General features: G+C 56.8%; 12 protein-coding genes. 4 read left to right on the forward strand and 8 right to left on the reverse strand.

Annotation, left to right across the window (positions count from 1 at the left end):
- Positions 1–81 precede the first annotated feature (81 nt).
- Positions 82–1,023 (forward strand): LysR family transcriptional regulator, encoded by a 942-nt coding sequence (locus A4S02_RS10265; protein WP_070324246.1) that lies wholly within the window; start codon positions 82–84, stop codon positions 1,021–1,023.
- A 5-nt stretch (positions 1,024–1,028) separates the two neighbouring features.
- On the opposite strand, the gene A4S02_RS10270 is transcribed toward A4S02_RS10265, so the two are convergent.
- From A4S02_RS10270 to A4S02_RS10305, 8 genes are all read right to left on the reverse strand, one after another.
- Positions 1,029–1,907 carry a sulfurtransferase gene (locus A4S02_RS10270; RefSeq protein ID WP_019088468.1) on the reverse strand — a complete coding sequence of 293 codons (879 nt, stop codon included), beginning with the start codon at positions 1,905–1,907 and terminating at the stop codon, positions 1,029–1,031.
- A 111-nt stretch (positions 1,908–2,018) separates the two neighbouring features.
- Complete coding sequence (locus A4S02_RS10275) at positions 2,019–2,474, reverse strand: 23S rRNA (pseudouridine(1915)-N(3))-methyltransferase RlmH (RefSeq protein WP_070323695.1); 456 nt, start codon at positions 2,472–2,474, stop codon at positions 2,019–2,021.
- A gap of 55 nt (positions 2,475–2,529) precedes the next feature.
- Entirely contained in the window at positions 2,530–2,991 is a 462-nt protein-coding gene (gene rsfS, locus A4S02_RS10280) for a ribosome silencing factor (protein ID WP_003624991.1), read from the reverse strand.
- A gap of 95 nt (positions 2,992–3,086) precedes the next feature.
- Positions 3,087–3,806 carry a nicotinate-nucleotide adenylyltransferase gene (locus A4S02_RS10285; RefSeq protein WP_070323696.1) on the reverse strand — a complete coding sequence of 240 codons (720 nt, stop codon included), beginning with the start codon at positions 3,804–3,806 and terminating at the stop codon, positions 3,087–3,089.
- 11 nt (positions 3,807–3,817) lie between these two features.
- A complete protein-coding gene (locus tag A4S02_RS10290; RefSeq protein WP_070323697.1) occupies positions 3,818–5,143 on the reverse strand; it encodes a glutamate-5-semialdehyde dehydrogenase in 1,326 nt (441 codons plus the stop codon).
- 89 nt (positions 5,144–5,232) lie between these two features.
- A complete protein-coding gene (gene ychF, locus A4S02_RS10295) occupies positions 5,233–6,327 on the reverse strand; it encodes a redox-regulated ATPase YchF (RefSeq protein WP_070323698.1) in 1,095 nt (364 codons plus the stop codon).
- Positions 6,327–6,908 carry an aminoacyl-tRNA hydrolase gene (pth, locus tag A4S02_RS10300; RefSeq protein ID WP_070323699.1) on the reverse strand — a complete coding sequence of 194 codons (582 nt, stop codon included), beginning with the start codon at positions 6,906–6,908 and terminating at the stop codon, positions 6,327–6,329. The genes ychF and pth overlap by 1 nt, the downstream gene beginning before the upstream one ends.
- Before the next feature lie 96 nt (positions 6,909–7,004).
- Positions 7,005–7,622 (reverse strand): 50S ribosomal protein L25/general stress protein Ctc, encoded by a 618-nt coding sequence (locus tag A4S02_RS10305; RefSeq protein ID WP_019088473.1) that lies wholly within the window; start codon positions 7,620–7,622, stop codon positions 7,005–7,007.
- A gap of 159 nt (positions 7,623–7,781) precedes the next feature.
- Here A4S02_RS10305 and A4S02_RS10310 point away from each other — a divergent pair, with 159 nt between their 5' ends.
- From A4S02_RS10310 to A4S02_RS10320, 3 genes are all read left to right on the forward strand, one after another.
- On the forward strand, positions 7,782–8,849 hold the full coding sequence (locus A4S02_RS10310) for a threonine aldolase family protein (RefSeq protein WP_070324247.1): 1,068 nt from the start codon (positions 7,782–7,784) through the stop codon (positions 8,847–8,849).
- Between the two features lie 122 nt (positions 8,850–8,971).
- On the forward strand, positions 8,972–10,759 hold the full coding sequence (gene aspS / locus A4S02_RS10315; RefSeq protein WP_070323700.1) for an aspartate--tRNA ligase: 1,788 nt from the start codon (positions 8,972–8,974) through the stop codon (positions 10,757–10,759).
- A gap of 96 nt (positions 10,760–10,855) precedes the next feature.
- Positions 10,856–11,872: a cell envelope integrity EipB family protein gene (locus A4S02_RS10320; RefSeq protein ID WP_070323701.1), complete on the forward strand. Its 1,017-nt coding sequence runs from the start codon at positions 10,856–10,858 to the stop codon at positions 11,870–11,872.
- The last annotated feature ends 33 nt before the right edge of the window (positions 11,873–11,905 follow it).

Raw genomic sequence — 11,905 nt, forward strand, 5'->3', positions numbered from 1 at the left:
TTTCGCACGCACGTTATAACAGTGGAAGCCAGTCTTCCAATATATATTGAACACGTTATCCATATGTATTACATATACCATATGGATATCAGGCACCTGCGCTACTTCGTGACCGTTGCTGAACATGGCAGCATTACCCGTGCTGCAGAGGCACTGGGTATTGAGCAACCTCCACTCAGCCAGCAAATCCGCCAGCTTGAGCGCAATTTGGGCGTTACGCTGTTTGAGCGGCAGACTCGGGGCATGAAGTTGACAGAAATTGGCGAAGTGCTTTTGCCCCGCGCCCTCACCATTCTGGATTTGCAGGCACAGTTTCTTTCCACAGCAGAAGGTCTGGCACGGGGGGAAAGAGGGCATATTCGCGTAGGGCTGGCTGGGGCTGTGCCACTGTTGCCGGTTATTCCGCTCACCATCCGCCGGTTTCGGGAAATGGCGCCCGATGTCACGCTCTCTTTGGAAGAAAGCAACACCCCTGCCCTTTGCGCGGCATTGCACGAACCCAGCGTGGATATTGCCATTATCCGCCCGCCATTTACCGATCCCTCACGCCTATCGGTTTTTCACCTGCTGGATGAACCCACGGTTATCGCCCTGCCCCGTGGGCACAGGCTGGCGAAGGAACCGGTTATCAGTTTGGATATGGTAGCGGATGACCCACTGATTATCTTCCCGCGTGAGCTGGGGCCGGGCTTTCATGATGCCATTTTATCGGCTTATCAGCTTGCGGGCGTTACCCCCACAATGGGGCAGCAGGCCCCGCAAATTGCCGGCACCGTGCCTTTAGTGGCTGCGGGGCTTGGTGTTTCTGTTGTGCCACGCTCGCTCAGCCAGATTCATGCAGGCGGGGTTACGTTTCATGCCATCAGCGCGCCTGCACCCCACGCCACATTGGCTGTTGCCATCCGCACCGGGCAGAACATGCCGCTGGTTACGCGGTTTGTAACAGTGTTGCGCACGGCCTGCCGCAAGTGGGAGCAGCGCCAGCATGACACCGCCCTCTTTGCAGATTCGGAAAACCTCTAACTGTCTCAGCCCTGCTGCGGGCGATACGGCACAGAAGCCCGTGGCACACCGTCTTCTATAGGCATATCCGCATGGCGAGACCACTCGTTCCATGATCCCATATAGATGCGCAGTTTGGTAAACCCGGCAGAAGCCAGCGCCACATAGGTGTTGGCTGCGCGTGCCCCCTTGAAGCAATAGATGATGATATCATCATCCGGGTACAGGTTGCGCGTGGCTGCCAGAGCCCGAATTTCTTCTGGTGTTTTAAAGCGTGCTTCCTGATCCTGCGTGTGCATGAAGCTATACCACTCAATCCACACAGCACCGGGAATACGCCCTTTGCGCGGCGCAAAATCCACCCCGTAAGGTGATGAACTTTCACCCAACCATTCTACCTTATCGCGGTTATCCAGCAGCTTGATGGATGAGTTGGTAAGGGCCGCAAACACATCTTCCCGCGTGGCCATAAGCGCATGGTTGATAGCCAGCGGAAACTGCGTGGGGGCTGGGTGCGTAACATCCTGCGTGAGCGTGCCGCCAGAGGCCTGCCAAGCCCGCAGCCCGCCATCCAGAATACCTACCTTGGGGTAGCCCAGATACTGCAAAATCCAGTATCCACGGCAGGAAGCACCATAACGTGTATGCAGGGCATCTTCATACACAACCGCTGTTTTGCTACCATCCAGACCGTATTGCGCAAACAGCGATGAAAACTTCTGTTGCAGGCTGGCCAGCCCGCTTTCTGATGTTTCTGCCAGATAAGTAAAAATATCCGGCATATTCACCGCACCGGGAATATGCCCTTTGGCAAAATCTTCTTCCGAACGCACATCTATCAGAACGGCGCTGCCATTCTGCTGCAACTGCCGCAGGGCATCCGGAGTGTAGAGAACGTCTGTCATATATCTTCAGTCCGGTCTGTTCAGGAAAGGCCGGACGCTATCAGGTCTGCACCCATGCAGGCAGACCCCGTATATCACTGCCGCCATGCCATAAAAGCAGCCAACAGCCCCTTATGGCCGCCCGGAACGATGGTACGGATGCCCCGCCGCAATGGCCTGCGCGCGGTAGATTTGTTCCACCAGCATAATCCGCACCAACATATGCGGCCATGTGAGTGTGCCAAAGGACATGGAAGCATCAGCCCGCTGGATAATTGAGGCATCTAGCCCCTCCGCCCCGCCAATAACAAAGCAGGGGGCGCGGCCAGCCGTTATCCAGCCTTGTACGGCATTGGAAAAATCCGGGCTGCTGAAATTGCGCCCGGCTTCATCCAGCACCACAACGTGGCTTTGCGCGGGGCAGGCTGCCAAAATGGCTTGTGCCTCGCGCCGCTTGATTTCATCCGGGCTACCGCGCCCATCTGGCAGTTCTATAATATCCAGCTTGGGGCGCAGGCGCTTGAGGTACCGTTCCACCAGCGCCCGCTCGGATTTATCCTTCATACGCCCGATAGCCACCAGCCTCATGCCGGTGTGCCCATACGTACTGAAAAATCAGAGAACAACATCATGAACGCGTCAATTACAGGCGGGTCACGTTGCCTTCTGCGCCTTCATCCAGTTCCTTGCCCCACATTTTTTCCAGCCCATACAGCGTGCGTGCTTCTGGCTTGAACAGGTGCACCACAATATCACCCGTATCCAGCAGCACCCAGTCAGACCCGTTTGCGCCTTCCACCATCACGCGCTTGATGCCGATATCACGCAGCTTGCGTTCAATATGCTGCGCCATGGCGGAAATCTGACGGTCTGCCAAACCCGTGGCAATCACCATCCGATCTGCAAAAGAGGCGCGGCCTGCAAGATCGATCACCACAATATCTTCGGCCTTGTCATCTTCAAGGCTAGCGGTGATGAGAGCCAGAGATTGCTCCAGCATATCCGGGGCTACGGCTTCGCGCTTTGTGGTGGCCTTGGGGCCTGCCGCAGCAGCTTTTTTACGCACAGAACCGGGTGCAGCAGCCCCGGCAGTGGTGGCACGCACAGGTGCTGCCCGCCCTGTGGTGGAGGTGGTGGCCGTGCGGGAACGTGCTGATGTTTCGGCGGGGGGCTTGGTAGGAATGACCGTTCTCCTGATCTTTAAAGCGTATCGGGGGTATGGGGTTGGCCTGCAGCGGCATTGAATCCGCCCTGCTGACGAATAGCTGTTGCAGATATACTGTTTTGTGCCCCCGAAAGAAAAGCCCACACGGGGGGAGAAAGTTCCGCAAGTGCATGCGCACGCCATGCAGGCACCCGCCAGCGGGCCAGATACCGCCCGGCAAGCCCATGCAAGGCCCGCGCATTTTGCCACGGACGGGGGAAAACCGCCACTGGCACGCTGCGCACAAGCTGCCGCCAGTTTTTCCAACGCGGTAAGGTGGCCAGACCATCTGCGCCCATCAGCCACACAAACCGTGCGCGCGGAAAGCGCGTTTGCAGCACCCGCACTGTATCCACCGTGTAACGTGTGCCGATTCGGCTTTCGATATCCGTGGCTATAATGCGCCGCCCATCTGCCAGTTGGCGCGCTGTAGCCAAGCGTGCGGGCAAGGCCGCCATATCTGACCGCCTGGCTTTAAGCGGGTTACCGGGTGAAACCATAAGCCACACCTGATCTAACCCCAACACCGCCAGCGCACGCTGCGCAATGGCCTGGTGCCCTTTGTGGCCGGGATTAAAAGACCCACCCAAAAGCCCAATACGCAGGCATCTGTTATCCCCCCAAGTGGGAATAACAGTACCACGTACGCAGGGCTTTGCAGCCAGATATGGTTGGGAAGTTACCGGCACCTGCGCGCCCTGTGCCGTTGGCTGCATGGCCGAAAAAATCAGGGACGTACCTGCCCGGTGCCAATCACTTCGTAACGGAAGGTTGTCAGTTGCTCCACACCCACTGGGCCGCGGGCATGGAAGCGGCCAGTGGCAATGCCAATTTCCGCACCAAAGCCAAACTCACCGCCATCACAGAACTGGGTGGAGGCATTCCACATCACCACGGCGCTGGAAACACCGTTCATGAACCGTATGGCCATGTTTTCATCCGCTGTCACAATGGCTTCTGTATGGGAAGAACCATACTGCGCGATATGGTCTAGCGCTTCATCCACACCATCCACTACGGCAATGTTCAGAACCGCATCCAGCCATTCTGTTGCAAAGTCTTTTTGCGTTGCAGCAGGTAGATCGGGCACAATAGCGCGCGCTGCGGCATCGGCCTTAAAGGTGCAGCCTTTTTCTGCCAGATCTGCAACAATTTGCGGCAGCAGTGCAGATGCAATGGCAGCATCCATCAGCAGCGTTTCGGTGGAACCGCAAATGCCGGGGCGGCGCATTTTGGCGTTGAGCACAATGCGGCGGGCCATAGCAAAATCTGCGGCGGAATGAATATAGGTGTGGCACAACCCTTCAGCATGGGCCAACACAGGCACGCGGGCCTCACGCTGCACACGCTCCACCAATGAACGCCCACCACGCGGAATGATTAGATCAATCAGGCCAGAAGCCGTGAGCATTTCCGCCACATGGGCACGGTTGGCATCCGGGGCAATCAGCACGGCATCTTCTGGCAAACCGGCAGAGCGTAAACCGGCCTGCATAGCCGCATGAATGGCGCGTGCACTGTTTAAGCTTTCTGAGCCACCACGCAGCAACACGGCATTGCCGGATTTAATGCACAACCCAGCAGCATCCGCCCCCACATTGGGCCGGCTTTCATAAATCATGCCGATAACACCCACAGGGGTGGCAACGCGGCGAATGCGCAAGCCATTGGGGCGTGTCCATTCCTCCAGCACACGGCCTACAGGGTCTGGCAGATCTGCAATTTCTTCCAGACCACGGGCCATGGCTTCCACCCGTTCGGGTGTGAGGGTAAGCCGATCACGGAACGCATCATTGGCGGTGGAAGCAGCTAGATCCTGCGCGTTGGCTTCCAGAATGGCTGGAGTAGCCTCACGCAACGCCGCAGCGGCAGCCCACAAGGTTTTATCCCGCGTGGCGGAAGAACTTTGCGCCAGTGTGCGGACCGCCAGCCGGGCACGGTGGGCTAAAGCGGCCATTGGCCCCTGCCCCTGTGCCTGCGCTGGAACATCCTGCACGGGATTGGCCGAAGCCGTTGTAACCCCTTGCAGCTTACTCTCACCCTCCGCGTTCATAACGGCGTTCCTATCTCCATCTTTCTATCTGGCCTGCCTGTGTGTTGGCAGGCCATCAAGTTCTTATTTATGTGGTTGTGCGCAGACTGTTAGACGTTAAAGCGGAACAGCAGCACATCACCATCTTTTACCACGTAATCACGCCCTTCAATACGTAGGCGTCCAGCTTCCTTGGCACCGGCTTCTCCACCATACTGAACGTAATCATCATACGCGACAGTTTCACACGCAATGAAGCCGCGTTCAAAATCATTGTGAATAACGGCGGCAGCCTGCGGGGCCTTGGTGCCTGCGGTAATTGTCCAGGCGCGGGCTTCCTTGGGGCCTACGGTAAAGTAGGTGCACAGGCCCAAAAGCTTGTAGCCAGCGGCAATAACCCTATCCAGCCCGCTATCATTCAGGCCCAGACCTTCCAGAAATTCGCGCCGTTCTTCATTTTCAAGCTGGCTGACTTCGGCTTCAATCGCGGCAGATACAATAACAGCAGCGGCACCTTCCGCCGCGGCTTTGGCCTGCACCTGTTCTGAGAAGTTGTTGCCAGTTGCTGCTGAGTCTTCATCCACATTGCACACATATAGCACTGGCTTAGTGGTAAGGAGTTGCAGGCGGCGTACGGCTTCTTCTTCCCCTGCCGGAATGGCGGTGCGGGCCGGACGGCCTTCACGCAGCGCTTCCATCAGCGGTTCCATAACGGCAAGCTGGGCTGTAGCTTCCGCATCCCGATTACGGGCGCGCTTTTCTAGATTAGGCAGACGTTTTTCCAGCGAATCCAGATCCGCCAGCATCAGCTCCGTTTCAATAATGTCGGCATCACGCACGGGGTCCACGCCGCCTTCAACGTGGGTGATGTCATCATCTTCAAAGCAGCGCAGCACATGAATAATGGCATCCACTTCACGGATATTGGCCAAAAACTGGTTGCCCAGCCCTTCCCCCTTGGAAGCACCACGCACAAGGCCAGCAATATCTACAAATTCAAGGCTGGTGGGTACTTCGCGTTGCGATTTGCCAATTTCCACCAGCTTGTCCAGCCGGGGGTCTGGCACAGCCACGCGGCCTGTATTGGGCTCGATCGTGCAGAACGGATAATTGGCTGCCTGCGCCGTGGCCGTGGCCGTAAGCGCATTGAACAGCGTGGATTTACCCACATTGGGTAGCCCGACAATACCGCAGTCAAAACCCATCAGCCCTTGCTCCCTTCCGGCAGTGCAACCTTTGTCATGAACTGGTCTGCCCACCCATCTGCCAACAGGGGGGCGGCATCGGCCATGCGATCAAGCAGCCGTTCCAGCCATTCCTGCCGGTCTGTTTCCGTAAAATTGCCCAGCACCCAGCCGTGCACCCGTTCCTTGGCGCCGGGGTGGCCAATGCCTATGCGCACACGCCAATATTCTGGCGTGCCCAACATTTTATCTGTAGAGCGCAAACCATTATGCCCCGCAGCCCCTCCCCCACGCTTTATGCGCAGGCGGCCCGGTGCCAGATCCAGCTCATCATGAAAAACGGTAATATTTTCAGGTGCAATTTTGTAAAAAGCGGCGGCTTCCTGCACGCTTTCACCCGATTTGTTCATGTAGGTCATGGGCAGCAGCAGCAGAACTTTCTGCCCGCCTATGCGGCCTTCTGCAACCTCGCCCTTAAAGCGGTTGCGCCATGGCGTAAACCCGTACTTACGGGCTATGGCTTCTACTGCCATAAAGCCAACATTGTGCCGGTGCCGACGCATGGAGGATTCGGGATTGCCCAACCCGACCCAGAGCAGCATTGCTGATTCCACCTAACGTTATGAACAGCACAGGGGGCACGCGCATTTGCACGCACCCCCATGCCTAATAAACAACCCGAATAAACCGGCTTCCGATCAGGAAGCGGCTTCTTCCGTAGCGGTTTCTGCTGCGCCTTCGGTGGTATCCACGCTTGGTGCTGCAATGGAAGCCACAACAAAGTTTTCTTCGTGGGTCAGCGGGGTTACGCCTGCGGTGCCCTGCACATCTTCCCAACGCACGTTGTCCGCAATGTCCAGCTTGGACAGGTCAACCGTGAAGAATTCCGGAATGTTGTCTGCGGGCACGTCCACTTCAATGGTGTGGCGCACAACGTTCAGCACGCCACCGCGCTTGATACCGGGGCATGTTTCTTCGTTTTCGAAGTGAACAGACACTTCAACGTGCACGCGAGAGCCAGCGGCCAGACGCAGGAAGTCAACGTGAACAGGGGTGTCCTTCACGGGGTGCAGCTGCACATCACGCACCAGAGCGCGTTCTGCCTTGCCATCAACCTTGATTTCATACACGCGAGAGCGCCAGCCAGAAGCCTGAATGCCCTTAATGATAATGCGCGGGTCGATGGAAATAAGGGTGGGTTCCTGCTTGCCGCCGTAGATAACGCCGGGCACTTGCCCTGCACGCCTCGTTGCCCGCGCTGCCCCCTTACCAGCCTTCGCGCGCGCCGAAGCTTCGATAGATGTAATCTTGGACACGTTGACTTCTCCATAAAAAACTAATCACGCAGGCCTCCAGGGGTGCCCACGCAGTAGCAGCGCCTTACAGCAAAAGCTGTGCATGAGCAAGGTATAGCTTGTGCTATAGGGCTGGCTTTGGCACCTGTTGCCCCACAGCCCTTGCCGGAGAAGCCGCTTATGTCCCTGCCGCAAACCACCACGCCCCCGCAACAGTTTGGCAGTGATAACTATGCCGGCCTGTGCCCGCAGGCGCTGGAAGCCATAAGCCGCGCGGCCAAGGGGTCTACCCCCGCATATGGGGATGACGCATGGACGCGCCTTGCGGCCAAAGCCGTAGCAGATATGTTTGAAACACCTGATGCCGCAGTGTTTTTTGTACTGACAGGCACCGCAGCCAATGCGCTCACACTGGCAACATTGTGCCCACCTTATTGCAGCATTATTGCCTCGGAAGTGGCGCATGCCGAAACATCCGAACGCGGGGCACCAGAGTTTTTTACCGGTGGTGCCAAACTCATAACGCCCCCCACTCCAGACGGTAAGCTCACACCAGAAGCCATCAAACTGGCAGCCCGCCGCGCCAGCAGCCCGCGGGCTTCTGCCCCCGCAGTGGTGACCATAACGCAACCCACAGAAAACGGGCTTGTGTATTCAATTGATGAGATTCGGGCCATTGCCAATGCCTGCCACGATCATGGCTTGCGACTGCACATGGATGGCGCACGTTTTGCCAACGCCATTGCCACATTGGGCTGCACACCAGCCGCCATGACATGGCAATCTGGCGTAGATGCCTTGAGCTTTGGTGGCACCAAAAACGGCATGGCCATGGGGGAAGCTGTGGTGTTTTTTAAACGCAGCATGGCCCAAGGTTTTGCCGAACGCGCCAGACAGAGCGGGCAAACGGCCTCTAAAATGCGTTTTCTGTCTGCCCCGTGGTTGGCCATGATCCATAGTGGCGCATGGCTGGATAACGCGCGTCACGCCAATGCCAGCGCACGCCAATTTGCACAGGTGGTAGAGGATATTCCCTCCGTTAAACTGGCATGGCCCGTGCAATCCAACGCTGTATTTTTGCTGATGCCCGAACCTGTCATGAACGAATTGCGGGCCCGTGGCTGGCGCTTTTACACGTTTTTTGGGGGTATCTGCCGCTTTATGTTTGCGTGGGACGCACGGCCAGAAGCCATTGCCGCTCTGGCAGCAGATTTACGTAGCTGCGTGCGCGGGCAAGGTGCCTTATAAGACGCAAGATATACAGTGTGGCCTTGACATAAGCGCTGCTCCCCTGCTTCCTCCGGGCACAACGGAATCATTGCCAAAAACCGCCCCTGCTGCAACGCCGGGCCAGATTTCAGGACAAGACCATGCATCCTTACCGTTCCCACAGCTGTTCGGCCCTTCGCGCCAGCGATGCCGGCACCACCGCGCGCCTGTCCGGCTGGGTGCATAGCAAGCGGGACCACGGCGGGCTGCTGTTTATTGACCTGCGCGATGAAACAGGCCTGACGCAAATTGTTATTCCCGCCGGTTCCCCCGTTATGGAAACAGCCGAGCACCTGCGCGTAGAAAGCGTGATAACCGTAACCGGTGAAGTGGTGCTGCGTGATGAAACCACCCGCAACCCAGATCTTGCCACGGGTGATATTGAGCTGCGCGCGCGTGAGCTGATTGTTCAGTCCTCCGCCGCTGTGCTGCCACTACAGGTTGCCGGGCAGGAACATTATTCGGACGAACTGCGCCTGCGTTACCGCTATATTGATCTGCGGCGCGAACAGGTGCACGCCAACATCCGCCTGCGCTCCGCCATTATTGCCAGCATGCGCCGCCGCATGACGGATCTGGGCTTTACCGAGTTCCAGACCCCTATCCTGACAGCATCCTCTCCCGAAGGTGCGCGCGACTTTTTGGTACCTTCCCGCACCCATGCCGGTAAGTTTTACGCACTGCCGCAGGCCCCGCAGCAGTTCAAACAGCTTGCCATGGTGGCCGGGGTTGACCGCTACTTCCAAATTGCTCCGTGCTTCCGTGATGAAGCCTCCCGCGCGGACCGCTCCCCCGGTGAGTTCTACCAGCTCGACTTTGAAATGGCTTTTGCCACGCAGGACGAAATTTTTGCCGTTCTGGAAGAAGTGATGTCTGGCCTGTTTACGGAATTCGGCAAAGGCCGGGCCGTTAGCACCGCGCCGTTTGAGCGTATCCCCTACGCCCGCGCCATGAAGGTGTATGGTTCTGATAAGCCAGATCTGCGCAACCCGCTGCTGATTACCGATGTAACGGAAGATTTTGCTGGTTCCGGCTTTGGCCTGTTTGCCCGCATTGCTGCCGATGGCGGTGAAGTACGCGCTATTCCGGCCCCCGGTGCTGGTGGCCGCCCCCGCTCCTTCTATGACAAGCTGAACGCTTGGGCGCGTGAAAACGGGGCCGGTGGCTTGGGCTACATCACCTTTGCAGAAGAAGGTGGCCAAGGCCCAATTGCCAAAAACCTTGAAGCCGACCGTGTAGAAGCCATTCGCACCAAACTGGGGCTGAAGCCCGGTGATGCGGTGTTCTTTGCTGCGGGCAAGGGGCATGATGTAGCCAAGTTCTCTGGTCTTGTGCGCACACGCATTGCTGAAGAGCTGGATCTGATTGAAAAGGATGCCTTCCGTTTCTGCTGGATCACGGACTTCCCGATGTATGAGCTGAATGAAGAAACGGGGCTGATTGACTTCTCGCACAACCCGTTCTCCATGCCGCAGGGTGGTCTGGAAGCGCTGAATACCAAGAACCCACTGGATATTCTGGCTTACCAGTATGACATTGTGTGTAACGGCATTGAGCTTTCCTCCGGCGCTATCCGTAACCATCTGCCGGATGTGATGATCCGCGCCTTTGAAATTGCTGGTTACCCGGAAAGCGAAGTGGAAGCCCGCTTTGGCGGTATGCTCAACGCCTTCCGCTACGGTGCGCCGCCGCATGGTGGTTCCGCCCCGGGTGTGGACCGTATTGTGATGCTGCTGGCAGATGAACCGAACATTCGCGAAGTTATTCTGTTCCCGCTGAACCAGCAGGGCGAAGACCTGATGATGGGTGCCCCGGCCCCTGTGCCACCCGAACGCCTGAAGGAACTCTCCCTTGCGCTGAACCTGAAGCCCGCTGTCAAGAAAGACTGATCGGGCCTTCACATGTGCATGTAAAAGGGCCACACCACGGCCCTTTTGGCATCCGGGTGGTTGCAAGACCGCGCCGGATGTTTTTTTGTACCGTGTATGAGACGTTCACGCTGCCTGCCACTTCCTCTACCCCTTGCCCAAGGTTTTTGCTTTACGCTGGGGCATAACGCCCGTGCGGTAGGCAAGGCTATTGCATCTGTCATGCTTGGTGGCGTGATCGCCCTACCCTTCTTACATATGGCACATGCACAAACAGCCGGTGCTGTGGTGCCTTCCGGCACTGTCTCGCAAAGCACAACCCCGGCCGAGACACGCCCCAGTGTTACGCCCAACACTGCGCGCTCTTTTTCCGAAACAGATATCAACCAGATTGCCTCGCAACGCGCGGTTTATAATCTTACACTCATAGAAGCCTCTGGCGGTAAAACATTATCGGCCACGGGCACCATGCTTTACAGCGTGCGGCATGGGTGTAGCGGATGGTCCACCCAACAGCGGCTGGATATTCAAAGCGTGACACGCCAAAACGGCGTGGAACACTTGGTATCTGACTATTCTACGTTTGAAAGTGCAGATGGGCGCACTTTGATCTTTCGCACCATGGAAACATCCAACGGCAAATTGCTACAAAATCTGCGGGGGGAAGCCACATTGCACCCGGATGGCTCTGGCACAGCGCATTATGAAAAACCTTTAGCCAAAACACTTTCGCTTCCGGCTGGCACGTTGTTCCCCATCCAGCATACAGTTTCCATTCTGGATGCCGCCCGAAGTGGAAAAACCGAGATTTCATCGCCCATCTTTGATGGCACATCACCAGATGGCGCAGCAGATACCTATATAACCCTTTTAGGCTGGGGCAATACAACGCCCACCACGGATTTTACTGCCCTGAATGTTCTGCAATCTGGCCGTGTGCATGTGGCCTTTTTTGCACGCACACCACCGAACATGATGCCAGAATATGAAATTGGCATGCGTTATTTTGCCAACGGTGTTTCTGACAATTTAACGCTGGATTTTGGAGATTTCCGCATGAAAGGCACATTGCATGCGCTTGATCTGCCCAAGCCGGAAACATGCCACGCAAAACCGCACCAGAAGAAAAATTAAAACACTACAAACAAAAAATGGCAGGGAAAACCT

This window comes from Acetobacter ascendens (assembly GCF_001766235.1).
Classification (GTDB): Bacteria; Pseudomonadota; Alphaproteobacteria; order Acetobacterales; family Acetobacteraceae; genus Acetobacter; species Acetobacter ascendens.